22 protein-coding genes are annotated in these 24,056 nt (G+C 71.2%); 9 read left to right on the top strand and 13 right to left on the bottom strand.

Annotated elements, in window-relative coordinates; genetic code table 11:
- Positions 1-299 precede the first annotated feature (299 nt).
- Positions 300-4,535, top strand: coding sequence for a HAMP domain-containing protein (locus AF1_RS12070; RefSeq protein ID WP_067796723.1), 4,236 nt, complete (start codon positions 300-302; stop codon positions 4,533-4,535).
- A gap of 115 nt (positions 4,536-4,650) precedes the next feature.
- Positions 4,651-5,304, top strand: coding sequence for a response regulator (locus tag AF1_RS12065; RefSeq protein WP_131732535.1), 654 nt, complete (start codon positions 4,651-4,653; stop codon positions 5,302-5,304).
- 60 nt (positions 5,305-5,364) lie between these two features.
- Here AF1_RS12065 and gltX read toward each other — a convergent pair whose 3' ends face one another.
- Both gltX and AF1_RS12055 read right to left on the bottom strand, forming a co-directional pair.
- Complete coding sequence (gltX, locus tag AF1_RS12060; RefSeq protein WP_084262807.1) at positions 5,365-6,765, bottom strand: glutamate--tRNA ligase; 1,401 nt, start codon at positions 6,763-6,765, stop codon at positions 5,365-5,367.
- A 58-nt stretch (positions 6,766-6,823) separates the two neighbouring features.
- Positions 6,824-7,432, bottom strand: coding sequence for a TIGR03086 family metal-binding protein (locus tag AF1_RS12055; RefSeq protein ID WP_242608746.1), 609 nt, complete (start codon positions 7,430-7,432; stop codon positions 6,824-6,826).
- A gap of 66 nt (positions 7,433-7,498) precedes the next feature.
- Between AF1_RS12055 and AF1_RS12050 the strand changes: the two genes are divergently transcribed.
- Positions 7,499-8,356 carry a helix-turn-helix domain-containing protein gene (locus AF1_RS12050; RefSeq protein WP_084262806.1) on the top strand — a complete coding sequence of 286 codons (858 nt, stop codon included), beginning with the start codon at positions 7,499-7,501 and terminating at the stop codon, positions 8,354-8,356.
- Between the two features lie 27 nt (positions 8,357-8,383).
- On the opposite strand, the gene AF1_RS12045 is transcribed toward AF1_RS12050, so the two are convergent.
- Together AF1_RS12045 and AF1_RS12040 are read right to left on the bottom strand one after the other, a co-directional pair.
- Entirely contained in the window at positions 8,384-9,391 is a 1,008-nt protein-coding gene (locus AF1_RS12045) for a methyltransferase (RefSeq protein ID WP_165488354.1), read from the bottom strand.
- A gap of 96 nt (positions 9,392-9,487) precedes the next feature.
- Entirely contained in the window at positions 9,488-9,988 is a 501-nt protein-coding gene (locus AF1_RS12040) for an HAD domain-containing protein (protein ID WP_067796711.1), read from the bottom strand.
- A 92-nt stretch (positions 9,989-10,080) separates the two neighbouring features.
- On the opposite strand from AF1_RS12040, the gene AF1_RS12035 reads away from it, so the two are divergent.
- Both AF1_RS12035 and AF1_RS12030 read left to right on the top strand, forming a co-directional pair.
- Positions 10,081-10,935 carry a class II glutamine amidotransferase gene (locus AF1_RS12035; protein ID WP_067796708.1) on the top strand — a complete coding sequence of 285 codons (855 nt, stop codon included), beginning with the start codon at positions 10,081-10,083 and terminating at the stop codon, positions 10,933-10,935.
- A gap of 57 nt (positions 10,936-10,992) precedes the next feature.
- Entirely contained in the window at positions 10,993-11,805 is an 813-nt protein-coding gene (locus AF1_RS12030; RefSeq protein WP_067796705.1) for a PIG-L family deacetylase, read from the top strand.
- On the opposite strand, the gene AF1_RS12025 is transcribed toward AF1_RS12030, so the two are convergent.
- From AF1_RS12025 to AF1_RS12010, 4 genes are all read right to left on the bottom strand, one after another.
- Positions 11,798-12,940, bottom strand: a complete 1,143-nt coding sequence (locus tag AF1_RS12025; protein ID WP_067796703.1) for an ARPP-2 domain-containing protein — start codon at positions 12,938-12,940, stop codon at positions 11,798-11,800. The genes AF1_RS12030 and AF1_RS12025 overlap by 8 nt on opposite strands.
- Complete coding sequence (locus AF1_RS12020; protein WP_067796774.1) at positions 12,937-14,361, bottom strand: hypothetical protein; 1,425 nt, start codon at positions 14,359-14,361, stop codon at positions 12,937-12,939. Before AF1_RS12020 ends, AF1_RS12025 begins: the two co-directional genes overlap by 4 nt.
- A gap of 153 nt (positions 14,362-14,514) precedes the next feature.
- Complete coding sequence (locus tag AF1_RS12015) at positions 14,515-14,916, bottom strand: hypothetical protein (protein WP_131732536.1); 402 nt, start codon at positions 14,914-14,916, stop codon at positions 14,515-14,517.
- Positions 14,897-15,361 carry an ATP-binding protein gene (locus tag AF1_RS12010; RefSeq protein ID WP_084262805.1) on the bottom strand — a complete coding sequence of 155 codons (465 nt, stop codon included), beginning with the start codon at positions 15,359-15,361 and terminating at the stop codon, positions 14,897-14,899. The genes AF1_RS12015 and AF1_RS12010 overlap by 20 nt, the downstream gene beginning before the upstream one ends.
- Positions 15,362-15,534: 173 nt before the next feature.
- On the opposite strand from AF1_RS12010, the gene AF1_RS12005 reads away from it, so the two are divergent.
- Positions 15,535-16,836, top strand: a complete 1,302-nt coding sequence (locus AF1_RS12005) for a helix-turn-helix domain-containing protein (protein WP_165488355.1) — start codon at positions 15,535-15,537, stop codon at positions 16,834-16,836.
- A gap of 44 nt (positions 16,837-16,880) precedes the next feature.
- Here AF1_RS12005 and AF1_RS12000 read toward each other — a convergent pair whose 3' ends face one another.
- From AF1_RS12000 to AF1_RS11990, 3 genes are all read right to left on the bottom strand, one after another.
- Positions 16,881-17,375, bottom strand: a complete 495-nt coding sequence (locus AF1_RS12000) for a GNAT family N-acetyltransferase (RefSeq protein ID WP_067796690.1) — start codon at positions 17,373-17,375, stop codon at positions 16,881-16,883.
- 38 nt (positions 17,376-17,413) lie between these two features.
- Entirely contained in the window at positions 17,414-17,776 is a 363-nt protein-coding gene (locus tag AF1_RS11995; RefSeq protein WP_067796687.1) for a VOC family protein, read from the bottom strand.
- Between the two features lie 69 nt (positions 17,777-17,845).
- Positions 17,846-18,481, bottom strand: a complete 636-nt coding sequence (locus AF1_RS11990) for a TetR/AcrR family transcriptional regulator (protein ID WP_067796684.1) — start codon at positions 18,479-18,481, stop codon at positions 17,846-17,848.
- Between the two features lie 169 nt (positions 18,482-18,650).
- On the opposite strand from AF1_RS11990, the gene AF1_RS11985 reads away from it, so the two are divergent.
- Entirely contained in the window at positions 18,651-19,658 is a 1,008-nt protein-coding gene (locus tag AF1_RS11985; RefSeq protein WP_067796770.1) for a phosphotransferase family protein, read from the top strand.
- Positions 19,655-20,206 carry a GNAT family N-acetyltransferase gene (locus tag AF1_RS11980; protein ID WP_067796681.1) on the top strand — a complete coding sequence of 184 codons (552 nt, stop codon included), beginning with the start codon at positions 19,655-19,657 and terminating at the stop codon, positions 20,204-20,206. The genes AF1_RS11985 and AF1_RS11980 overlap by 4 nt, the downstream gene beginning before the upstream one ends.
- Positions 20,207-20,453: 247 nt before the next feature.
- Here the strand turns inward: AF1_RS11980 and AF1_RS35645 are convergent, their stop codons facing one another.
- Both AF1_RS35645 and AF1_RS11970 read right to left on the bottom strand, forming a co-directional pair.
- Positions 20,454-21,119: a hypothetical protein gene (locus AF1_RS35645; RefSeq protein ID WP_067796678.1), complete on the bottom strand. Its 666-nt coding sequence runs from the start codon at positions 21,117-21,119 to the stop codon at positions 20,454-20,456.
- Positions 21,120-21,856: 737 nt separating this feature from the next.
- Positions 21,857-22,405, bottom strand: a complete 549-nt coding sequence (locus tag AF1_RS11970) for a hypothetical protein (RefSeq protein ID WP_131732538.1) — start codon at positions 22,403-22,405, stop codon at positions 21,857-21,859.
- Positions 22,406-22,782: 377 nt separating this feature from the next.
- Between AF1_RS11970 and AF1_RS11965 the strand changes: the two genes are divergently transcribed.
- Positions 22,783-23,889, top strand: a complete 1,107-nt coding sequence (locus AF1_RS11965; RefSeq protein WP_067796671.1) for a winged helix DNA-binding domain-containing protein — start codon at positions 22,783-22,785, stop codon at positions 23,887-23,889.
- Positions 23,890-24,056 lie beyond the last annotated feature (167 nt).

Below are 24,056 nucleotides of genomic sequence, written 5' to 3'. Positions count from 1 at the left end.
CGTGGCAGACCGGCCGGTCAGTGGCCACGGGCCGTGAACCGGCATCCGCGCCGCACCCGGCCTCGGTGAACGCGGCCCCCGCCACGACTCGACAGACCGTAACACGAAGGCTACGAGCACTGATGCACGGTCATCACCCGTCCGCGCGGAGCCGGCTCGGGGCGGGATCCGGCCGCCGTCCGGCGACGTACAGTACAGGTGCGGCCGCACGAGGGCCCAGGGAAGCCGGAAGCAGGGCCGGAGAAGGAGCCCGTGGTATCTCGGATGACCGACGATCGCGGGCCAGGAGGATGAAGATAATGCCGCGTACCGCGTCACGTGCCCGCCACCGCGGGTACCGCGACACCACCCCGCGTTACAGCGACGCGGACCTGGAACCCTTGCTGAAGGCGCTCGTCGCCGTGCGGGACGGCAGGGCGAGGACGGAGCTGGACGTGCCGGGCGAGGGCGCCGTGGCGGAGGCCGCGGCGATCCTGGAGGAGATCCGGCAGAACGGCGAGGAGCTGGCCTCGGGGCTGAGCCGCGTCCGCCGCGAGATCGGCCGGGACGGGCAGCTGCGGGGGCGGCTGACGCCCGGGGTGCTGCGCGGGACGTGGGCGTCCGCGGTCGAGGACGCGAACGCGATCATCGACAAGCTCACCGACCTGGCCACCGGCATGCACCAGGTGGTGGAGGCGGTCGCGGCCGGGGACCTGAGCCAGCGGGTCGAGCTGCGGGTGCGCGGCCGGCCGATGCGGGGCGAGCTGCTGCGCATGGCCAAGTCGGTGAACGGCATGGTGGAGCTGCTCGACCAGTTCACCTGGGAGGTCACCCAGTTCGCCCGCGAGGTCGGCACCGAGGGCCGGCTCGGCGGGCAGGCGCCGGCGCGCGGCATGACCGGCCGGTGGCGGGACGTGACGGCGTCGGTGAACGTGATGGCGGCGCGGCTGACCTCGCAGGTCCGCGACATCGCGGAGGTCACCACGGCGGTCGCGAAGGGGGATCTGACCCGCAAGGTCACGGTGGAGGCGACGGGTGAGCTCCAGGAGCTGAAGCTCACCGTGAACACGATGGTCGACCAGCTGTCGGCGTTCGCCCACGAGGTCACCCGCGTCGCCCGCGAGGTCGGCACCGAGGGGCAGCTCGGCGGGCAGGCGAACGTCCGGGGCGTCAGCGGCGTCTGGAAGAACCTGACCGACAACGTCAACGCGATGGCCAACAACCTGACCAGCCAGGTCCGCAACATCGCGCAGGTCACCACCGCCGTCGCCGAGGGCGACCTCGGCAAGAAGATCACCGTGGACGCGCAGGGCGAGATCCTGCAACTGAAGAACACCGTGAACACGATGGTGGACACGCTGTCGGCGTTCGCCGACGAGGTCACCCGCGTCGCCCGCGAGGTGGGCACGGAGGGGCGCCTGGGCGGCCAGGCACGGGTGCCGGGCGTGAGCGGCGTGTGGAAGGACCTGACCAGCAACGTCAACGGCATGGCGTCCAACCTGACCTACCAGGTCCGCAACATCGCGCAGGTCACCACCGCGGTGGCCGAGGGCGACCTCGGCAAGAAGATCACCGTGGACGCGCAGGGTGAGATCCTTGAGGTGAAGAACACCGTGAACACGATGGTCGACACCCTGTCGGCCTTCGCGTCGGAGGTGACCCGCGTGGCCCGCGAGGTCGGCACGGAAGGCCGCCTCGGCGGCCAGGCCGCCGTGCCGGGCGCGGGCGGGGTCTGGAAGGACCTGACCGACAACGTCAACTCGATGGCGAACAACCTGACCAATCAGGTGCGCGGGATCGCGCAGGTCACCACCGCGGTGGCGCAGGGCGACCTGACCCGCCGGATCGAGGTGGACGCGCAGGGCGAGATCCTCCAGCTCAAGGACACCCTGAACACGATGGTGGACACCCTGTCGGCGTTCGCCGACGAGGTCAGCCGCGTGGCCCGCGAGGTCGGCACCGAGGGACGGCTCGGCGGGCAGGCGATCGTGCCGGGCGCGGGCGGCATGTGGAAGGACCTGACCGACAACGTCAACGGCATGGCGTCCAACCTGACCTACCAGGTCCGCAACATCGCGCAGGTCGCGACCGCGGTCGCGCACGGCGACCTGACCCGGCGCATCGACGTCGACGCGCAGGGCGAGATCCTGGAGCTGAAGACGACGCTGAACACGATGGTGGACACGCTGTCGTCGTTCGCGTCCGAGGTGACCCGCGTGGCCCGCGAGGTCGGCAGCGAGGGGCGGCTCGGCGGGCAGGCCGAGGTCGAGGGCGTGTCGGGCACCTGGAAGCGGCTGACCGAGAGCGTCAACGAGCTGGCCGGCAACCTGACCACCCAGGTGCGGGCGATCGGCGAGGTCGCCCGGGCGGTCGCCACCGGCGACCTGACCCGGACGATCGAGGTGGAGGCGCGCGGCGAGGTCGCCGAGCTGTCCGACAACGTCAACCTGATGGTCGCGACGCTCCGCGAGACGACCCGCGCCAACGAGGAGCAGGACTGGCTCAAGACCAGCCTGGCGCGGATCGGCGGGCTCATGCAGGGCCACCGGGACCTGATGCAGGTCGCCGAGCTGATCATGCGGGAGCTGACCCCGACGGCGGGGGCCCAGTACGGCGCGTTCTACCTCGCGGAGAACTTCGGCGAGGAGACCGAGCTGACGCTGATCGCCGGGTACGGGAGGCGGCGGAACCGGACCGGCACGGTCCGGTTCGTGCCGGGCGAGGGCCTGGTGGGGCAGGCGGCGCAGGAGCGCCGGCCGCTGCTGATCGCCGACGCGCCCGCCGACTACGTCAAGATCGGGTCGGGGCTGGGCGAGGCGTCCCCGGTCAACATCATCGTGCTGCCGATCATGTTCGAGGACGAGGTGCTCGGCGCGATCGAGCTGGCCTCGTTCAGCCGGTTCACCGACGTCCACCTGGCGTTCTTCAGCCAGCTGATCGAGACGATCGGGGTGACGCTGAACGCGATCCGCGCCAACGCCCGCACCGAGGCGCTGCTCGGCGAGTCGCAGCGGCTCGCGCAGGAGCTGCAGGAGCGCTCGGACGAGTTGCAGCGCCAGCAGGGCGAGCTGCGGCACTCCAACACCGAACTGGAGGAGAAGGCGGCGCTGCTGGCCCAGCAGAACCGCGCGATCGAGATCCAGAACTACCAGATCGAGCAGGCGCGGCGGACGCTGGAGGAGCGCGCCGAGCAGCTGGCGATCTCGTCCCGGTACAAGTCGGAGTTCCTGGCGAACATGTCGCACGAGCTGCGCACGCCGCTGAACAGCCTGCTGGTGCTGGCCAAGCTGCTGTCGGAGAACCAGAGCGGGAACCTGACCGGCAAGCAGGTGGAGTTCGCCCGGACGATCCACGAGTCCGGCACCGACCTGCTGGAACTGATCAACGACATCCTGGACCTGGCCAAGGTCGAGGCGGGGAAGATGGAGGCGCACCCGCAGCGGCTGTCGGTGTCGGCGCTGGTCGACTATGTGGAGGCGACGTTCCGCCCGCTGTCGGTCGACAAGGGCCTGCAGTTCGGCGTGGAGGTGGCGCCGGACGTCCCGGCCACGCTGAACACCGACGAGCAGCGGCTGCAGCAGGTGCTGCGGAACCTGCTGTCGAACGCGGTGAAGTTCACCGCCGAGGGCGAGGTGCGGCTGCTGATCGAGCGGGCCGGCGACATCGACTTCACGCTGCCCGCGCTGTGGAACACCCCGGATGTGATCGCGTTCCGGGTGATCGACACCGGGATCGGGGTCAGCGCGGACAAGCTGCAGGAGATCTTCGAGCCGTTCCAGCAGGCGGACGGGACCACGAGCCGCCGCTACGGCGGCACCGGCCTCGGCCTGTCGATCAGCCGGAACATCGCGCGGCTGCTCGGCGGGGAGATCCACGCCGAGAGCCAGCCGGGCCGCGGCAGCGTGTTCACGCTGTACCTGCCCGCCCGGTACAGCCAGCGGGAGGACCGGCGGCGACCGGTCCCGCCGGAGGTCACCGCGCCGGAGGGCGGCGCGGAGGAGGCGGCGGCCGCCGGCCGGGAGAACGGCACAGCGGCCCGTCCCGCGACCCCTGCGAAAAACGGGCTGCCGGTGGAGCAGCGCCCGCCGGGTGAGGAGCCGCCCGGGGAGGTGGAGCCCACCCTGAACCGGCTGCTGGAGGAGCCGCCCGCAGACCTTCTCGACACGGTCCTGTCAGGCCGCAAGGTCCTGATCGTCGACGATGACGCGCGGAACGTGTACGCGCTCACCAGCGTCCTTGAGGGCTACGGGATGGAGGTCCTCTACGCCGAGGACGGCCAGGCCGGGATCGACGTCCTGCATCGCAACCCGGACGTGGCCGTCGTGCTGATGGACATCATGATGCCGGGCCTCGACGGCTACGCGACCACGGCCGCCATCAGGGAGATGCCGCAGTTCGCCGACTTGCCGATCATCGTCATCACGGCCAAGGTGATGAAGGGCGACCGGGAGAAGAGCCTGGAGGCGGGCGCGTCGGACTATGTGCCGAAGCCCGTGGACCCGGATCATCTCCTTGACGTCATGAGGAACTGGCTGCACCCCTCCATCGTCCGCTGAAGAGAGGAGACGCCCGGGCAGTAGGGTCGCCGTGGGGGCCCGTGGTGGGAGCCCGTGGTGGGGGCTCATGGTGGGGGCTCATGCGGCCGGCGGCGGACGGGATCGGAGAACGCGCGTGGACGACAAGGCGAAGATCCTCCTCGTGGACGACCGCGAGGAGAACCTGATCGCGCTGGAGGCCATCCTCAGCTCGCTCGATCAGGAGCTGGTCCGGGCGCGGTCCGGGGAGGAGGCGCTGAAGGCGCTGCTCACCGACGAGTACGCGGTCATCCTGCTGGACGTCATCATGCCGGGGATGGACGGGTTCGAGACGGCCCGCGACATCAAGCGCCGCAAGAAGACCCGCGATCTGCCGATCATCTTCCTGACGGCGCTGAACAGCGACCCCGACTACGCGTTCCGCGGCTACGCGGCGGGCGCGGTCGACTTCATCTCCAAGCCGTTCGACCCGTGGGTGCTGCGGGCGAAGGTGTCGGTGTTCGTGGAGCTGCACGCGAAGAACAAGCAGTTGCGCGAGCAGGCCGCGCTGCTCCGCGAGCAGGCCGTGCTACTCCGCGACCAGGCCGCCCTCCCGAACGTCCGCCCCGGCGAGGACACGGACCGCGACCTGCGGCATCGCCTGGACGAGCGGCTCACCCCGGTGGAGGAGCAGGCCAAGGTGGTCGGCAAGCGCATTCCGCGCGCACACCGCGACGAGTACGACGAACTGATCCACCGCCTGACCGGCCTCCGCCGGGCCCTGGACGGCGAGGAGCGCCCCCCTGCCTGACCGGGCGCATGCCTTGAGAACAGCCTGTCCGGCCCCGTTCCGGGGCCGGACACGGGGCCGTCAGGAGGACGCTTCGAGCCGGGCGTGAGCGGCGGCTATGCGGGACAGGGTGCGGTCGCGGCCGAGGATCTCCAGGGACTCGAACAGCGGCAGGCCCACGGTGCGGCCGGTGACGGCGACGCGGACGGGGGCCTGGGTCTTGCCGAGCTTGAGGCCGTGCTCGGCGCCGATGCGCTCCAGGCGGTCCTTCAGCTCGGTCGCGTTCCAGGGGGCGTCCTGGTAGGCGACTTCGGCGGCGGCGAGGATCGCGGCGGCGGGCTCCTTCATCGCCTTGTTCCAGGACTGCTCGTCGAAGGGCGGCTCGTCCAGGAACGCGAAGTCGATCATCTGCACGATCTCCGACAGCAGCGCGACACGGGTCTGCGCGAGCGGGGCCAGTTCGGCGAAGACCGCGACGTTCACCTCGAAGGGGGCCCGCTCCAGGAACGGCAGGCATTCGGCGATGAACTTCTCGGCGGGCAGGGCCCGGATGTACTCGCCGTTGATGGCGCGGAGCTTCTTGACGTCGAAGAACGCGGGCGAGGTGTTGACGTCCTCGATGTGGAACTCCTCGACGATGACGTCCCAGGGGACGATCTCGCGGTCGCCGGACGGGGCCCAGCCGAGCAGCATCAGGTAGTTGCGCATGGCCTCGGCGAGGTAGCCCTCGGCCCGGTAGTCCTCCAGGGCGACCTTGTCGCGCCGCTTGGAGAGCTTCTGCCGCTTCTCGTTGACGATGACGGGGACGTGCGCCCACACGGGCGGCTCGCCGCCGAGCGCCTCCCACAGCAGCTGCTGCTTGGGCGCGTTCGACAGGTGCTCCTCGCCGCGGACGACGTGGGTGATGCCCTGGCTCATGTCGTCGACGGCGTTGGCGAGCAGGAACGTGACCGTGCCGTCGGCGCGGGCGATGACGAAGTCCTCCAGGACGGCGTTCTCGAAGACGGGCTTGCCGCGCAGCAGGTCGACGACGGTGGTCTGCCCCTCGTCGGGGGTGCGGAAGCGGAGGGCGCGTCCGGGGCCGGGCTCCAGGCCGCGGTCGCGGCAGAACCCGTCGTAGCCCCTGTGCTGGTCGCCGGTGCGGGCGACGACGGCCTCCCGGCCGCAGTCGCAGTAGTAGGCGCGGCCGGCGTCCTTGAGCTTCGCGGCGGCCTCGGCGTGCTTGTCGGCGTTCGCCGACTGGAAGTAGGGGCCTTCGTACTGCTCCCCGTCGATCCCGAGCCAGGCGAGCGCCCGGATGATGCCCTCGGTCCATTCGGGGCTGTTGCGGGAGGCGTCGGTGTCCTCGATCCGCAGCACGAGCGTCCCACCCGACTGCACGGCCATCACCCAGTTGAACAGCGCCGAGCGGGCGCCGCCGACATGGAACATGCCGGTCGGTGAGGGGGCGAAACGGACGCGGATCGAAGAACTCGAAGACATGTCTCAAGGGTAGAGCGCGCGGGCCCCCGCTCGCGCCGGGACCCGCACCGCGGCGGATTCAGGGTGTCCAGCGCGGATCGCGGCCGGCCGTCCCGAGGACGCGGTCGAGCAGCGGGGCGTTCTCCGGCACGGGCACCTCGGGCCCGAACGCCCCGTACCGCCGGCTGATCTCGGCCATGGGGACGATCTGCTCCCAGGCGGCCTGGACGACCTCGGGCGGGAAGCCCGGCTCACGGCCGGTCGCGACGGCGAGGTCCCAGCCGTGCAGGACGCATTCGCCGAAGACGATCCCGGCGATGAACTCGGCGGGCATCCCCTCCTTGTCGCCGGTGAGACTGGTCTTGCCCTCCCAGGCGGCGGGGTCCTGCCACGCTTCGGCGGTCTTGCGGGCCTGCTCCTCGAACCGCTCGGCCCAGCGCGGCTCGGCGGTGAAGTCGTGGTCCTCCCCCGGCCCGGTGACGGGCGCGCGGTGCGCGGCCGACTCGCCCCGCCCGTTCCAGAGGATCAGGTGGTTGACCAGCGCCCGCACGTCCCAGCCGGGGCAGGGGGTCGGCGCGTCCAGCTTCACCGCGGGGATCTCCAGGACGATCCGCGCCGCGGCCTCCGCGGCGGGAAGCAGCCGGCTCCGGACGTCCATGATCTCTCCCTCGCTCATCTGTTCGAACACACGGTCACGGTAGAGCGGGTTCGCGGTGCCGGTCTTGAACAAACGCGACAGCGCTAGCCTGAGCCGATGGAACGATCCCTGCCCGGTGGGACGCGGGGCATCCTGCGGGCGCGGGCGGGCCTGGAGCGGTTCCGGGTGGAGCGGATCGCGCCGGCCCCGGCGCTCGCCCCGTTCGTGGAGTACTTCTGGGTGCTGCGGTGGGATCTGCGGGGCCGGCCGCCGCACCGGCAGCAGGTGCTCACCCGGCCGTCCGTCCACATGTCGTTCACGAGCCGGCTGACCGGCGGGACGACACGGGCCCGGATCGTCGGCGTGGTGCGGGACGACTTCGTCGAGGAGATCCACGACGAGGGCCGGGTGGTGGGCGCGGCCTTCCGGCCGGGCGGGTTCAGGCCGTTCATGGACGCGCCCGTCTCCACGCTGACCGGCCGGTTCGCGGGGGTGGACGAGGTGTTCGGCTCGGCGGGTCTCGCGCTCGCCGATGAGGTCTTCGCCTCCGCCGGCGCGGAGGAGGCCGTCGGGCGGTTGGAGTCCTTTCTCGCGGTCCTGGCCCCCGGCGATCCCGATCCGTCCGCCGAGCGGGCCGCCGCGATCGTGGAGCGGATCGCTTCGCGGCCGGGCCTCGTGCGGGTGGGCGAGCTGGCCGCGGAGGCCGGGCTGAGCACGCGCGGCCTGCAGCGCCTGTTCCACGAGTACGTGGGCATCGGCCCGAAGTGGGTGATCCGGCGGTTCCGGATGCAGGAGGCCGCCGAACGGGCCGCGTCCGGCGGTGCGGCCGACTGGGCGGCGCTGGCGGCCGAGCTGGGCTATGCCGACCAGGCGCACTTCACCCGCGACTTCACCGCCGCGGTCGGGACGCCGCCCGCGCGGTACGCCCGCGAGACGGCGCCCGGCCGCGGCGGCCCTGGCGGTACCGAGGCATGACCGCCTGCCGGCGCCCCCCGGCGGGCGTCAGCTCGCGGGGTGGGCCTCGATGACGTGGTAGGACGCGGGCGGCAGCGGGCCGGTGAGCGAGACGCCGGTGAATCCGGCCGCGGCCAGCAGGTCCCGGAACTCGGCCTCGGTGCGCTCACGGCCGCCCGTCGAGACCAGCATGTTGAGGTCGTTGCGGACGATGCCCGCGGTCTCCGGCGTGACCGTCTCCGGCATCACCTGCTCCAGGATGAGGACGCGGGCATCGGGACGCATCGCCTCGCGGATGTTGCGCAGGATGGTGGTGGCCTTCTCGTCGGACCAGTCGTGCAGGACGCTCTTCAGCACGTAGGCGTCCGCGCCGCCGGGGACGGCCTCGAAGAAGTCGCCCGGCACGATCTCGGTCCGTTCGGCGACGTCCGCGAGCGCGCCGGACGCGGCGGCGAGCCCGGCGGGCAGGTCGAACAGCAGGCCGCGCAGGTCCCGGTGGGCGCGCAGGAGCGCGGCGAGCAGCGTGCCGTCGCCGCCGCCGAGGTCCGCGACCGTCCCGTAGCGGGAGAAGTCGTGGGCCTCGATGACCCCGGGCACCACCGCGCGGGTGTGCTCGGCCATCGCCGCGTTGAACGTCGCCGACAGCTCCGGGTCGGACTCGAAGTACTCGAACGACGTCCTGCCGGTGACGCGTTTCCACGCGTACTCCCCGGTGCGCACCGTCTCGGTCATGTCGCCCCACGTCCGCCACACCTCCGGGCCGCAGAACAGCCTGACCAGCGCGCGGATCGAATCGGGCGCGTCCGCGCGGAGGCACTGCCCGGCGGCGGTGAGGGCGAACACGTCCCGGTCCTTCTGCTCCACGGCGCCCAGGGTGACGAGGCCGCGCAGCAGCCGGTGGAGGGACGGGGCGTGGGTGCCGGTCGCCTCCGCCAGTTCCGCGCTCGTTCTCGGCCCGTCCGCGAGGGCGTCCGCCACGCCCATCTCGGCGGCCGCGTGGATCATCTGCGCCTGCATATAGCCGAAGACCAGGTCCATCAGCGGTGATCTCGACATCGTCGGTTCCCCCTTCATCTCGTCCCCCGGACGCTACGGAGCCCCGCCGCACGCCGTCTTGGACGGATGGAACCTCCGTTCCCGTCAGCGGGACGGTCAGCGGGACAGGGCGCGGAGCCAGGCCGCGGCGGTTTCGAGGTGCTCGTCGGTCAGGCCCCGGAACGGGTCGATCTCCACGAGGAGGTGGTCGGCGACGTCCGTTTCACCGGCGATGCACTCGGTGGCGTCCGGTTCGTCCTCGAACCAGACGAACGGGCGGCCCTCCGCCCAGGCGGCCACGTGCCGGGCCTTCCAGGCGCCGAGCGTGCGGCCCTCCTCGATGCCGGGGAACTGCGGGATCGGGACGAACGGCAGCTCCGGCAGCCCGACCCGGGGCGCGACCCACACGTTGGCGTGGTCGCACCAGTAGCTCGCCCAGGCCAGTTCCGCGCCGGCCGATTCGGCCAGATCGAGCAGGGACGGGCCGTGCTCCGGATTGAGCCAGAGCCGGAACGTCCTGCCGTTCGGCGAGCACTCGTGCCGCTGGAAACCGGGATGGGGCCTTTCGAAAGGATTGAGAACCCCGTCCACGTCCAGGAGAACCACCGGCGACCCCATACATGGGACGGTACGCCATCGAGGGCCCGCCGTCGAAGGTCGTTTTCCGGTGCCCGTGTCATATCCGGCGTCCCGCTGGGCATCCTCCCGGCATGTGCCGCCTGTTCGGGATGACCACGGGAGGACCCCGCGTCCACGCCACGTTCTGGCTGCTGGACGCGCCGGAGAGCCTGGAGTTCCAGAGCCGCCGCATGCCGGACGGGACGGGGCTCGGCTGGTTCTCGCTGGGCGAGGAGCCCGTCCGCGACCGCGCGCCCATCGCGGCGTTCCAGGACGCCGACTTCAACTCCGAGGCGCGCACCGTCGTGTCGCACACGTTCGTCTCGCATGTCCGGTACGCCTCCACGGGGGCGCCCGAGGTCCACAACTCCCACCCGTTCGTCATGGACGACCGGCTGTTCGCCCACAACGGCGTGGTGCGGGGCCTCGACATGCTGGGCTCGTGGCTGACCGACGTGGACCGGGCGCTGACGCAGGGGCGCACCGACTCCGAACTCGTCTTCGCCTACATCACGGCGGAGATCCGGCGGCACGGTGACACCGCGTCCGGGCTGATCGCGGCGGTCCGCCGCATCGCCGCCGAACTGCCGGTGTTCGCGCTGAACGTCCTGCTGGCCGAGTCGAAGCGCCTGTGGGCGCTGCGCTACCCCGATACTCACGAGCTGTGGGTGCTCAACCCCAGGTTCGACAAGCCCGGCCCGGCCCGGCACCTGACCTCCGACCGCGAGCCCGGCCACGTGCGGGTGACGGCGCACCGGGAGGCGTGCCCGGCGGTCGTGCTCGCCAGCGAGCGGATGGACGACGACCCGGCCTGGCGGCTCCTCGCGCCCGGTGAGCTGCTCACGGTGGACGGCCTGGAGGCGTCCTCGTCGTTCCCGTTCGACGAGCCGGCGCATCCGGTGACGCTCGCCGACCTGTCGCCGGTGGAATCCACCTCCCAGACATGATCGACTTCGGGGGTCCAGGACGTAGGGTGGACGGCCGGAACCCCTGGAGGAGCCCGGATGACGCACGAACTCACGCTGATGGCCGTCCACGCCCACCCGGACGACGAGGTCCTCGGAACCGGCGGCCTGCTCGCCCGCTGCGCCGCCGAGGGCATCCGGACGGTGCTCGTCACCTGCACCAACGGTGAGCAGGGCGACGGCTCGGCCGGGGTGAAGCCCGGCGAGCCGGGGCACGACGCCGAGGAGGTCGCGCGGCGCCGCCTCGCCGAGCTGCGCGAGTCGGCCGGGCTGCTCGGCATCGGGCATCTGGAACTGCTCGGCTACCGCGACTCCGGCATGGACGGCTGGTCGGCCAACCACGACCCGCGCGCCTTCGCGAACGTCCCGCCGGACGAGTCGGCGGCGCGGCTGGCCGGGCTGATGGAGCGCTACCGCCCGCAGGTCGTCGTCACCTATGACGAGAACGGCGGCTACGGGCATCCCGACCACATCCAGGCCCACCGCATCACGCTCGCCGCCGCGGACAGGAGCGGCGTGCCGGACAAGCTGTACTACGCGGCCATCCCGCGCTCGGGCATCCGGCAGATGTTCGACGCGGTCCGCGAGGCGGGCATCGAGATCGACTTCGAGCCGCCGGACGACTTCGGCACCCCCGACGAGCTGATCACGAGCACGGTGGACGTGTCCGCGCACGTGGAGGCCAAGCGCAAGGCCCTGGAGGCGCACGCCAGCCAGGGCGAGAACATCTTCCTGCTGCGGCTGCCGGAGGAGATGCAGCGGGCGGCGTTCTCGTCCGAGTCGTTCATCCGGCACCGCTGCCGCGTCCAGGCCCCCGGCAGGGAGGACGACCTGTTCGCCGGGCTCAGGTAGTACGGCGCTGCGCCCGGTAGTGGTCGAGGACGTCCTGCCGCAGCAGGTAGCCGAACCCCGCCCGCTCCAGCCGCAGCGCCAGAGCCGCCTTGTCGGCGCCCAGCGCGGCGGCGGTGGCGCTCAGCCGCCAGTCGTGCTCGGCGAGCTTCTTGAGGAGGTAGCCGCGCCTGACCTGGGCGTCCGAGAGCCGGAACGACTTCAGGTAGGCGACGCGGCCGGCCTCGTCCGTGATCGTCTCACCGATGTGGTTCTCCTCGCGCAGCGCGAACGACGGCAGGAACCGCGAAAGCTCGAACCCGCGCAGGTGCTGGACGACCTGGCGAGACCCGTCCGCGTCGAACAACCGCCCGGCCATGACCCCGTCGTGGAAGGACGCCCACTCCTCCTGCCTGAGCTCCGCCGCCGCGCGCAGGTCGTCCAGGGAGCCGATCCCGGTGCCGTCGATGCGCGCGGACAGGTCGGCTGCGGGCGCGCCCAGCAGGCCGTACATGTAGATCAGCTCGCCGAAGAGGTCCTCGACCAGCGTCGGATGCAGCGCCCGGTAGTCGTCGGGATGCGGGACGACGAACGCGCTCGCCAGCGCGTCCGCGACGTAGACCATGACGCCGCACTGCCCGGGATGGATCTCGAAGATCCTGAGCGCGTCCTCCAGTCCCCGCACCTGGAGCCCGAGATAGGTCTCCTCGCAGCGCGGCGACAGCCCGTGCGCGACGGTCTTGCGCGCCCACTCCTCCCAGGCGGTCTCGGGGCCGCCGAAGTGCAGTGCGAGATAGCCCTCGACGGCCAGGTGCAGCGGCAGGAAGCGGAGCCGGTCCTTGCCCGCCCTGCGCGCCATGCGCCGGGTGACGCGCACCGGCATGCGCGGCGGGGCGTCCCCGGTGTCGCGCTCCAGCAGCCGCGTCCCGTAGGAGGCCGCGGGCCGCGGGTCGCCGTCGCTCCAGGACGCGACGAAGGCGTGCGGGACGAACGAGACGTAGACGGCGCCGCCCACGTCCACGACCGATACCGGCTCTTGGTACGCCTTCCGGTGTAGCCGCAGGTGGGGAACGGGCTCGTCCCGGATGAGCGGGACGAGCCGCACCGAACTCCACACCTGCGCCGGGCCCGTCTCCAGGCCGTCCAGTGCGAACGTCATGCGGGGACTCCCAGGAAGCGTGCGGCCCGGTCGTCGAGGTGGGCCTGGAGCTTGTCGAGGCCGACCCGCCCCTCGGCGAACCGCGCCAACTCGACCAGCGTGGGCAGGTTCTCGGCGTCGCGGACGCCCGCCGTCGGGACGCCCGGCGCCAGCCGCCGCACGTCGAAGTCGCCGGCCTCGTACACCGGGTTCAGGTGCACGATCAGCACCCGGTGGCCGGGGGCGAGCCGGTGGCCGGGGTCGAGGCGCGTCCGCCAGACCCGCAGGACGTCCGCGGCGAGGCCGGGCGGCGCGTTGTCCCAGCCGTCGGAGACGATGAGGAGCCGCTCGGGCCCGGTGCCGAGCGCGTCGATGATCCGCAGGCCCAGCGGCGTCGGGCCGGACGGGTAGAGCAGCAGCTCATCGGTGCGCCCGGACGTCCACAGCGGCGTGAACTCCCTCGCGAGCGCCTCCAGCAGGTAGTGCGCGGCGAGCGCGACGGCCAGCGGGCGGCGCCGCTTCTGCCCCGACCCGAGCGAGGAGTAGCTGTCGTCCAGGACGGCGGTGACCCTGCCCCACGATCCGCGCGCCGCCCCGGCCACCCGCCGCGCGGCGGTGCGCAGCGCCCGCGACAGTTCGGCCCGGCGCTCGGCCCTCTCGTCCAGCGGCAGCGACAGCACATAGGAGGCCAGCCGGGTCAGCGGCATCTCCCCCAGATCCACCTGGACGTCCGCGCTCTTGTGCAGGCGGAGGCGTTCCAGCCGCGTCATCTTGGGCTCGATCCGCTCCAGGAACACCTCGCGCGCGATCCCGTGCTTGGCCGCGAAGCCCTCCGCGACCGTGTACGGAAGCTCATAGATCGCGGCCTGCTCGTAATGCGCCCGGCGCCACTGCTCGAAGATCGGCGTCCGGAACGACTTCACCCTGTGCGGCGTGAAGAGGAAGTCGTGCTGCTCGTCACCGAGCCGCAGATGCGCGTGCCGCACGACGTCCTTCACCGCCCCCCGGTACTTCACGAAGTCGAACGCGGGGTCGCGCCGCGCGGCCATCCAGTCGCGGATGACGGCGCGCGTCCGCCGGTTGTTCACCCCGAGCCGCCGCAATTCCCGGAACAGCCGGTACACGCGCTGCGGCGGCAGCGTTTCCAGCCGCCGCGCGATCAGGAGCCCTTCACGCCTGCGCCGCTCGACCCCGACCTCACCGGCGCGCACCAGCAGATTCCGGACGATGATCGCAGCGTTGTGGTCGTTGACGTCCAGCGCGAGGGCGGCCGCGTACACCTCCCGGTAGTTCTCCAGCATGTATTCGTGCAGGAAATCGAGGCTGAGGCGCTGCTCCCCCGCGTCGTGATGGAACTCCCGCTGCCCGGTGGAGGTGATCGCCGCGTTGACGAACATCAGCACGTCCTCGCATGCGACGAGGTCCGCGAACGTCTCGCTCATCATTTCCCAGGATGCTCAGGGGGGGTCGGGATGCCGGCCGGGGAAGGAGGGCACGAGCTGCGAATCATCACTTCAAAGGTGGGTTCCGGAAGTCGCACCGAAGTCCCGCGGCCGGCCCCCGAACCGTAACACCGCGCCCGGCCCTCCAGCCTCTCAATAACCGCGCTCCGGGAACGCGCCGGTGCCCGGGCACATCCGGTGCTTCAGGAGCAGATCGACCTGTTCCGCGGCGGCCTTCGTGTCCCCGCAGAGGTACAGGTAGCCCTGACGTCCGCGCCGGGCCTCGTAGTAACCCCACGTTCCTCCGGGCGCGGCGAGCACGGTGACCATGATGCCGGCGTCCTCGGCCGCACCGGTCGCGTACACCCACAGGAGCGGGACGGGAAGCGGGGACTTCTCCTTCCAGTAGAGCGGGACGCATCGCCGGCCGCGCGCCTTGAGCGCGAGGGCCAGCAGGTCCAGGTGGCGGATCTGCGTCCGGCGCCCCCGGCGCGTCCGCCACCGCAGCAGGTACCGCTCCATCCCGCGCCGCCGGTCACTTCCCGGTGCGAACACGTGCCCACACCCACTTTCCGTGCGGGGCGGTCCTGCTGACCCGGCATTCGGACGCCAGGGCCGCGACGATGGGAAGCCCCCGGCCGCCCGCGTCGCCGTGCCCCGGCTCCAGGGCGCGGGGGTCGGGGACGAGGTCGAGCAGCGACGCCTCCACGGGCGGCTTGGTCCGCGGCATCTCGTCCGAGGCGTCCCACACGCCCAGCAGGACCGACTCCCGCTCCGGTGTGAGGCGCACCCGGATCTCGCGGTCGGGCGTGCTCTTGACCGCGTTGGTCACCAGTTCCGCCGCGATGAGGCACACGTCCGGGACGAGCGCGTCCAGCCCCCACTCGGTGAGCCGCAGTCCCACCAGCATGCGGGCCATCCCCGGGACGGTCAGGGCCGCGAGGCACGTCACGTCGAGTTCCGCACGGACCGCTGTCCGGAATTGCCGTTCTGCGGGCATTTCCGCCCCTTCTTTAGGGGCATTTCCCCCACTGTGCACTATGGGCCCGATCTCCGTGTCGTCGATTACCGCCGTGCACACGGAATTCTGTGGCTATCGTGAGGCGGCGACCCACTGTCCCACCCCCCGGGACAGCCGGAATCAATGGTCAACACGGCAATGAACGGATGCCCATGACATTCGGCGACAAGATGCTCACACTCATGGCCGAGCGTGGCATGAGCCTACGCAAATTGGCCAAAGTCGCACATTACGATTCGTCACGTCTGTCGCGCGTCTCCCGCGGGCACAAGCCGCCGTCCCAGGAACTCGCCGCCCGCCTCGATGAGCTTCTCGGCGCCGGCGGGGAACTCGCGGCCCTGGCGCCGGCCCGCCCCGGAGTCGACCACCCCACCCTCCAGCAGCCCTCTACAGCCGCCCGTTCCCCGGTTAACGTGAACATAGGAGACACCCCGGACGATTGGGATGATATGGAGCGTCGGCGGCTGTTACTGGCGGCTCTCGGCATGGGAGCCGGGGCGTTGGGGTCCTCCGCGGAGTCGGTGCGGCAACTCCTCGATCTCGTCCTGGACAGCGAACCCCGGCCGATCGAGGACTGGGGCATCGCATGCGCCGACCACCTGCACGCCCTCCGCACACGGCCTCCCGCACAGGTACGGGACGGCCTGAGCATCGACCTGCCGGCGATCCAACGCCAACTCAAGACGGCCACCATCAAGGAAGCCACCGAACTCAACCGCATCGTGGCCGCACTCGGCACACTCCAAGCCAACGTCGTCACCCGCCTGGGCGACCACGGCGCCGCCATCCACTGGTGGCGCACCGCCAAAACCGCCGCCGACCTCTCCGGCGACCTCGACGTCCGCATGATGGTCCGCTGCCGCGAAGTAGGCGTCGGACTCTACGGGCAGCGCGACCTGGCAACCGTCCTCCGGCTGATCGAGAAGGCGCAAGAGATCGCGGGTGACAGGCCCTCGTTCTGGCTGGCGGATCTCGCGGGCAGCAAGGCGAAGGCGCTCACCATGGTCGGCAGGCACGACGACGCCAGGGATTCGCTGAACACTTTCGTCGGCTGGGAAGGAGGTGACGCGCGTCCGAGCATCATTCCGAGCCTCTGGGCCGCCGACCAAGCCCACTTCGCCGAAAGCTGGGTCTACTCGGGCAAGGGTGATGAGGCACGGGCAGACGAAGCGCGGAGCCAAGTGTTGGACTATGGCCCCGAGTACCAGTACGCCGCGAACGTCCGACTCCATGAGGCCCTTTGCACCGTGGTGAAAGGCGGCGTCGATGAGGGGACACGGCAGGCCGCGGTACTGCTGGACGGGCTACCCGCCGCTTACCACAGTCAAATGATCACCGAGACCGGAAAGCGGGTCCTGAACGCGGTACCGATCGAGCAGCGGCGACGTCCGGCGGTCGGCGAATTCCGTGAGGTACTGGCGACCACCGCCCCCAATCCGCACGCGCTCACCTGACCCCGACACGGCATCACGCCGGGCGAGCCGAGCCCGCCTCCCGGTCAAGAGGACGCGGACGGGTCGATGACCCAGTGGTTCGCCCAAAGGGGCTTGCCCGCGAAGACGATCTCCTTCTCCTCGACGAACGTGAAGCCGAGCGAGCGGCAGATGCCGTTGGACGGGGCGTTCGTCCGCGCCGGGAACGCGTGGACGGGCCCCCAGCGGCCGTCGTCGCGGGCCTTGTCCAGGAGCATCCGGGCGGCGCGTTTGGCGAGGCCGTGGCCCTGCCACTCGGGCAGGACCATCCAGCCGATCTCGGCATGGGGATCGCCGTCCATGTCGTGCGACCAGAGGGACACCGTCCCGGCGACGGTCTCCTCGACCACGATCATCTTGATCCAGAACGTATCCGCCGCCACGTCCCGGACGTCGCGGCGGACCTTCTCCTCGATGCCCTCCCGGGGCAGCGGGCCGCCGAGCTCGGCCATCATGACCGGGTCGCACCGCATCCGGACGTAAGCGTCGACATCACCGGGCTCCACATCACGCAAGCGCATGGGGCGACCTTCTCACCCGCCTCGGACGGCGGGGCCCGTCAGGGGCGGTAGGTGCCGAAGTACCACTCGTTGCCGTCCGGGTCGCGGGCCGCGTAGTCGCGGGAACCGTAGTCCTGGTCGGCGAGCGGGCGGAAGATCTCGGCGCCGGCGGCCTTCGCGCGGTCGTGGTGGGCGTCGGGGTCGTCGACGGCGACATAGATCGCCGCCGGGGCGGTCTTGGCGGCGCCCAGCATGATGATGCCGGTGTCGAAGCGCATCTCGGCGTGGACGATCGCGCCGGTGTCGTCCCTGTGCGCCGCGATCTCGGTGAAACCGAACGCCTTCTCCAGCCACGCCATCGACCGCGCCGGGTCGGCGGACCCGATCAGCGGGTAGAGGGTCCGGCGGATCTCGCTCGTCATGTCGTCCTCCCTGGTCTGACACGCCCAGTGTGCGGGAGGCGGCTCCGCCCGTCTTGGACGAATGTGACCTCAGCGGCGGACGGCGTCGCGTTCGGCGGCGAGGCGGCGGGTCTCCGGCGAGACGGGCGCGCCCAGGATCGCGGCGACGACGTCGATCAGGTAGCTGGTGAACAGGCGGTCGTCGGTGCGGGGGCCGGAGCGGGCACGGCGCGCCAGTTCGATCGACGCGTACAGGATGGCGGTGAAGCGGCGGTGCAGGCGCGCCGCGTCCTCCTCCAGCAGCGGTTCGACGAGGGTCCGCCACCGGCGGAGGCTGTCGCGCGGGTCGTCCAGCACGGCGACGGGGACGAGCGGGTCGGGGCGGTTCACCATGTCCGCCCAGATCTGCAGGTAGGCGCGGCCCGAAGCGTCGGCGAGGCGGGCCGCCATGGGACGCACGAGCGCCGCGGCCAGGGGCCGGACGCCCCGCGCGCCGTCCTCGTAGGCGTCGAGCAGGGCGTGCCGGCGGGCCTCCACGTCGGGGGCGTGCCGGTCGAGGATCGCGCGCAGTATCCCGGCGCGGTCCCCGAAGTGGTACTGGACGGCCGTGGCGTTGCGCGCGCCGGCCTCCTGGAGGATCTCCCGGAGGCTGACGGCGTCCACGCCGCGCGCCGCGTAGAGGGTCTCGGCGGCGTCCAGCAGGCGTTCCCGCGTGTCACTGCTCATTGCCGATCGCGTGCTCCCCGATGTCGGTCCCCCGATAATCGACCCACCTGGTTCGGTAATGCAAGTGCATGACTGTTACTCTCCGGTTGACTTCGCCGGGAAGGGGCCCACCGTGCAGCCTGAGCAGATCGACCGCGCCCTCGTGGACTTCGACGTCCTGGACGGGTGGATGGCCGGCCAGGGCCTGCCGGGCGGCCCGTTCGAGGACGTCGAGCCCCTCGCCGGCGGTACGCAGAACACGCTGATCCGGTTCCGCCGGGGCGGCCGCGACTACGTGCTGCGGCGCGGGCCGGGCCATCTGCGGGCGAAGACGAACGACGTCCTGCGCCGCGAGGCCCGCGTGCTGGCGGCGCTCGACGGCACCGACGTCCCCGCGCCGCGCCTCATCGCCGCCTGCCCTGACGAGTCCGTCATGGGCGGCGCGGTGTTCTACCTGATGACGCCCGTCGAGGGTTTCAACGCCTCGGTCACCCTCCCCGAACTGCACGCGGGAGACGCGTCCATCCAGCGGGAGATGGGCCTGAACGCGGCACGCGCGCTGGCGGCGCTGGGCGCGGTCGACCACGAGGCCGTCGGCCTGGGCGACTTCGGCAGGCCGGAGGGGTTCCTGGATCGGCAGGTGGACCGCTGGATGTCCGAGCTCGACTCCTACAGCGCGCTCGACGGCTACCCCGGTCCCGACATCCCCGGCCTGGACGATGTCGCCCGCTGGCTGGAGGACAACCGCCCGAGGACGTGGCGGCCCGGCATCATGCACGGCGACTACCACCTGGCGAACCTGATGTACTCCTTCGACGGCCCGGAGGTCGCCGCCATCGTCGACTGGGAGATGTGCACGATCGGCGACCCGCTGCTGGACCTCGGCTGGCTGCTGGCCACCTGGCCGGACCGCGACGACGTGGCCGCGGCGCTCGCCGGGCCGCTGGGCCGGGCCGGGTGCCTCCCGACGACGGACGAGCTGGTCGCCACCTACGCCGAGCGCGCGGACGCCGTCGCCGGACGGGATCTGTCGTCCATCACCTGGTACGCGGTGCTCGCCTGCTTCAAGCTCGGGATCGTCCTGGAGGGCACGCACGCCCGCGCGTTCGCGGGCAAGGCGCCGAAGGAGACCGGCGACATGCTGCACACGATCACCCTCGACCTCTTCCGCCGCGCACGCGGCTTCATCGGCTCATGACGCGGATCCGCCGCGGCGGTCCCGGTGACGCGCCGCTGATGCTGGCGATGCTGGACGGCGCCGTGGCGTGGCTCGCGGCGAACGGCCGGACGGGGCAGTGGGGCAGTGAGCCCTGGTCGCGGGATCCGCGCCGCGTGGAGCGGATCACCGGTATCGCCCGTGACGACGAGATCTGGGTGGCCGAGGTGGACGGCCGTCCCGCCGGGGTCATGGCGGTGGCGCCGCGACCGCCGTCCTATGTCGCCCCGGTCGACGAGCCGGAGCTGTACATCACGCTGCTGGTGACCGACCGCGCGTTCGCCGGGCACGGCGTCGGCGGCGCGCTGATCGGCAAGGCGCGGGACGAGGCGCGGGCGAAGGGGGCCGGCCTGCTGCGCGTCGACTGCTACGGCGGCGGGGACGGCCGGCTCGTCGAGTACTACCGGCGCAACGGCTTCGAGCCCGTCGCGGAGTTCAAGGTCGGCGACTGGCCGGGTCGGCTGCTGTCTCAGCAGGTGGGGGCCGCGGAGGTTGCGAAACCGGCCGGCGGGACGCAGCCTGGGAAGTGACCGGTGCGAACGGGGCAGTCGGTGACGCCCTTACGCCGCACGGACGGCGACCGAGCCGCTCGCCCCGTTCCGCCGGTCGGAGCGCTGAAAATGGGGATCCCCCGGTGATCTTTCGATACCGGGGAATCCCCGTTTTCCATGCACCGGCAGCCCTGTGCCGGGTCTGTGAGAGACCTCACCGAACGACCGTGAGCGGGCTCACATTTGTGCTGTGAGCCATTTCACGGACCGTCCGGGCGGCCTCAGATCATGAGCCGAAAGGCCGGGGCGCGCCCTTCTTCCCGGCGCCCTTGCCCCAGGAGAGGACTTCCCACTTGACGCCCTTCAGGTGCCCTTCGCCGCCACCGGCGTTGTACTTGCTGGCGGGCTTCTTGCCGTCCAGCAGGTACCGGAAGGTGTAGGTGTCGAGGTCGAGCATGACACCCCGGTGCGAGGGCTCGCCAGGCCCGCGGTCGCCGACGAACCCGGTGATGCTGCGGCCCTTGTAGGAGACCTTGACCTTGGTGTGCATGGGCCAGCTTGGGCTGGCGAACAGGCCCTTCTGCATCGGCTTGCCGCCGGCGGGGGCGCCGGTGTCGCCGTTGACGCCCGACCCGTCGTCCCAGAAGTAGGACGCGGTGGTCTTCCCGCTCAGCAGGACATTGGGGCCCTTCTTGGCGGGCTTGGCCTCGGTCTTGGCCTCGGCCTTGGCGGCCTTGGAACCGGCCTCGGCGGTCTTCGCGCCGTTGTAACCGCTCTCAGCGGCGTGCTTACGGGGGGTCTTGTGCTCCTGCGCGGCCACGGCCTGCTGCGACAGGAACTGCTTTTCCGGAGCGGAGTCCTCACTCGCCGCTGCGACGCCGGCGACCAGCATGCCCGCGAGGGCGGTGCCGGTGACGCCGGTCAGGACGAGGTTCATCGCTCGCTGCTGCATGGATTTCCTTCGGTCGGGGTACAGGGCCGCCGTTCAGCGCCGGACCGGCGATACGCCGGTTTCCGGGCAGGGGAGAACGGCTCCGAGACGTCGAGCTCGGGAGATGCCGCCGCAGGGAAAGAGATCCGCTTGGAACGGTCCATGGGCATGGCGGACCGCGCCCGCACCCTCCGCGCGTCCGTCCTTGGACATGCGCGTGACGCGGGCTTCAATGAAGCGGAATGAATGCCGACCGGGGGCTCACGGGCCCATCACGGTGCACGGCCGGTGCATGGTACGGCCGCGATTCGGCTAAGTGATCCCGCCTGGCGGGCGGGAGGCGACGGCTTTGCAATCAGGCCAGGTCAACGGTTCTTTGACCGGACCTGGGGATGACTATATACGGCATTACCGTACTTTCGCCAAACGGGCGATTTCTTTACCTTTGCCCAAGTGGATCTTTATGTCGGCCAACTCGCCGGGAACCCCTTTCCCATCGGGGCTCCGGGCCTCTCTGCCCACAGAAAACGATCTTTATCGGTTCCGGGAAGATCAGGGCGGTGCGAGGGCGGAACGGGAGCTTGGACGCACTGGGACCGGCCCGCCCGGCCGGCGCGCAGACCCGTGCGACCCCTGGTTCACGTGAGCGGGAACACACCGCATGGTGTGCGGCCGCTCACAGCGGCCCGCACACGGGCGTGATCAATGGCAGCGGACGACCCGAACGATGCCCCGTGCGATCGCGCAGGGGGCCGTGATCAGTGGGTCGGGTAGACCGACGGCACGAGGGGGGTCGGACCGGTTCCACCGGGAAGTCCGGTCCCACCGGGGATTACCGGGGCACCCGGCTGCTGCGGGACGAACGGCGCCTCCGCATAGCCGGGGTCTGCGTAGCCGGGGTCCACGTAGCCGGGCGCCGGGTACTCGGGCGCCGGGTAGCCGGGCGCCGGGTAGCCGGGTCCGGGAGAGGGCTGCTCCCCGTACGGGCCGAGCGCCGCCGCGATGGGCCCCTGCGCCGCCGGAACGGCCGGAGCTGCAAGCGGCGGCACGGGGGCGCCGTCGCCATGGCGCGGCTCGGGGCCGGGAACGCCGCCGCGCTCCGCACGGCGCTCGGCCAGCACGGCCATGAGCGCGCGGGCGGTCTCGGCGTCCATCTTCAGCAGGACGCTCGGCATCCCGGCCTGGTCGACGAACGGGGAGACCGAAGGGGCGGCCGGCATCTGCGGGAGTGCGGCCCGCATCTCCTCGCGGAGATCCTGGGCCAGCCGCAGCGCCTGTCGGTCACTGTCGCTCAAGTGTGCGGTCATCGCGATCTCCGGGGAGTTCACGTGCGGGGGTCCGGGATCATCCTGCTAGTGATGGCGTGCAGGTGCAAGAGCTGATGCACGTGCATTTCGGGAAAAATCCCACCGTAACCCCCAGCCCCGTCGCTCGTTATCGATCACTGCATCCCACGTTTCGCCGGGCGTCCAGAACGGCCTGACCAGGCCGCATACCGCGTTCCCCGAGCGTCTCGGTCCGCGCGGCGGAGGCGTCCCCGGCGGCGGCGCCGGGCCGGCTCCTCTCCCCCGGCTCCGTCATCCGCCTCCGGAGGCGGACGTGATGTCCGCCACGTGGACGCCGGGCGCGGCCGCACGGCCGGAAGGCGGTGGATCCGGGACGTGGGCGGCGGCATTCTGGAGCGATGACCGAAACCCTGAGCGTCCAGGCCCTGAACCGGGCCACGCTGGCACGGCAGATGCTGCTCGCGCGGGAGGCGATCCCCGTCCCGGAGGCGGTCCGGCGGCTGTTCGGCATGCAGGCGCAGGAGCCCAAACCGCCGTTCCTCGGTCTGTGGACGCGGCTGGACGGTTTCCAGGCGTCCGAGTTGCACACCGCTTTGCACGACCGGTCGCTCGTGCGCGCCACGATGATGCGGGCCACGCTCCACCTGATGACCGGGGACGACTACACGGCGTTCCGTACGACGATGCAGCCCATGCTGGACGGTGCCCTACGCGTCCTGGGCGACCGCGCCAAGGGACTGGATCTGCAGAAGGTCGTCCCGGCGGCACGTGCCCTGCTCCAGGACGGCCCGCGCACGTTCAACGAGGTGCGCGCGCTGCTCCAGGAGCAGTTCCCCGACGTCAATGACCGTGCCCTCGGCTACGCCGTCCGGCTGTGCGTGCCGCTGGTGATGGTCCCCACTCAGGACAGGTGGGGTTTCCCCCGCACGGCGCGGTTCACGCTGGCCGACGAGTGGCTGGACGCCGACCCCGCGTCGTCTGCGGAGCCTGTGGGGGCGCTTGACGAACTCGTCTTCAAGTACCTGGCGGCCTATGGGCCCGCCTCCGCCGCCGATGCGCAGACATGGTCAGGGCTGGCCTCCACCGGGGAGGCTCTGGAACGCCTACGCCCGCGCTTGCGCGTCTTCACCGACGACAAGGGCCGGGAGCTGTTCGACCTTCCCGGCGCCCCGCGACCCGGTGAGGACGTCCCGGCACCGGCGCGGTTCCTGCCTGAGTTCGACAGCCTGGTGCTGGCCCACGCCGACCGCAGGCGCGTCATCGCCGACGCCCACCGCCCCATGCTCACGACCAAGAATCTGCGGGTCCGTGCCGTGTTCCTGTGGGACGGCTTCGCCCGCGGCACCTGGGAGACCGAATACAAGCGCAAGGTCGCCACCTTGCGGATGCGTCCCTTCGAGCCCCTCCCCCATGCGGCCATCGACGAGCTGACCGCCGAAGGGGAGTCGCTCCTGCGGTTCCTTGAGCCGGCCGCCAAGGAGACCGTGGTCAGCGTCGAGGATTAAACGATCGTGCGGCCCGGCTCCTCACGACGGATTCCTCGCCCGCGGAAGCACCGGCCTCCGCGCATGCGGTCTGACGCTGCGAGCGCGGACAACTTCGAATGGTGACCAATCCGAGACCTGCTCTGATTGAATTTTCCATCAAATGGGCGCAGGCTTGGTCCGACGTC

The sequence above is a fragment of the Actinomadura formosensis NBRC 14204 genome (assembly GCF_001552155.1).
Taxonomy (GTDB): Bacteria; Actinomycetota; Actinomycetes; order Streptosporangiales; family Streptosporangiaceae; genus Spirillospora; species Spirillospora formosensis.
The sequence above is the reverse complement of the archived record's forward strand: the minus strand, read 5'-3'. Positions and strand labels throughout refer to the sequence as shown.

Excerpts from the sequence above, each read along its gene's own strand:
- AF1_RS11965 (WP_067796671.1), top strand. The coding sequence starts at position 22,783 with ATGACCGAAACCCTGAGCGTCCAGGCCCTGAACCGGGCCACGCTGGCA.
- AF1_RS12000 (WP_067796690.1), bottom strand. The coding sequence starts at position 17,375 with ATGCGCTTGCGTGATGTGGAGCCCGGTGATGTCGACGCTTACGTCCGG.
- AF1_RS11985 (WP_067796770.1), top strand. The coding sequence starts at position 18,651 with ATGGCCGGCCAGGGCCTGCCGGGCGGCCCGTTCGAGGACGTCGAGCCC.
- AF1_RS11995 (WP_067796687.1), bottom strand. The coding sequence starts at position 17,776 with ATGACGAGCGAGATCCGCCGGACCCTCTACCCGCTGATCGGGTCCGCC.
- AF1_RS11990 (WP_067796684.1), bottom strand. The coding sequence starts at position 18,481 with ATGAGCAGTGACACGCGGGAACGCCTGCTGGACGCCGCCGAGACCCTC.
- AF1_RS12025 (WP_067796703.1), bottom strand. The coding sequence starts at position 12,940 with ATGACGTTCGCACTGGACGGCCTGGAGACGGGCCCGGCGCAGGTGTGG.
- AF1_RS12010 (WP_084262805.1), bottom strand. The coding sequence starts at position 15,361 with ATGCCCGCAGAACGGCAATTCCGGACAGCGGTCCGTGCGGAACTCGAC.
- AF1_RS12020 (WP_067796774.1), bottom strand. The coding sequence starts at position 14,361 with ATGAGCGAGACGTTCGCGGACCTCGTCGCATGCGAGGACGTGCTGATG.
- AF1_RS12070 (WP_067796723.1), top strand. The coding sequence starts at position 300 with ATGCCGCGTACCGCGTCACGTGCCCGCCACCGCGGGTACCGCGACACC.
- AF1_RS11980 (WP_067796681.1), top strand. The coding sequence starts at position 19,655 with ATGACGCGGATCCGCCGCGGCGGTCCCGGTGACGCGCCGCTGATGCTG.
- AF1_RS12050 (WP_084262806.1), top strand. The coding sequence starts at position 7,499 with ATGGAACGATCCCTGCCCGGTGGGACGCGGGGCATCCTGCGGGCGCGG.
- AF1_RS35645 (WP_067796678.1), bottom strand. The coding sequence starts at position 21,119 with ATGCAGCAGCGAGCGATGAACCTCGTCCTGACCGGCGTCACCGGCACC.
- AF1_RS12005 (WP_165488355.1), top strand. The coding sequence starts at position 15,535 with ATGACATTCGGCGACAAGATGCTCACACTCATGGCCGAGCGTGGCATG.
- AF1_RS11970 (WP_131732538.1), bottom strand. The coding sequence starts at position 22,405 with ATGACCGCACACTTGAGCGACAGTGACCGACAGGCGCTGCGGCTGGCC.
- AF1_RS12030 (WP_067796705.1), top strand. The coding sequence starts at position 10,993 with ATGACGCACGAACTCACGCTGATGGCCGTCCACGCCCACCCGGACGAC.
- AF1_RS12045 (WP_165488354.1), bottom strand. The coding sequence starts at position 9,391 with ATGTCGAGATCACCGCTGATGGACCTGGTCTTCGGCTATATGCAGGCG.
- AF1_RS12040 (WP_067796711.1), bottom strand. The coding sequence starts at position 9,988 with ATGGGGTCGCCGGTGGTTCTCCTGGACGTGGACGGGGTTCTCAATCCT.
- gltX (WP_084262807.1), bottom strand. The coding sequence starts at position 6,765 with ATGTCTTCGAGTTCTTCGATCCGCGTCCGTTTCGCCCCCTCACCGACC.
- AF1_RS12035 (WP_067796708.1), top strand. The coding sequence starts at position 10,081 with ATGTGCCGCCTGTTCGGGATGACCACGGGAGGACCCCGCGTCCACGCC.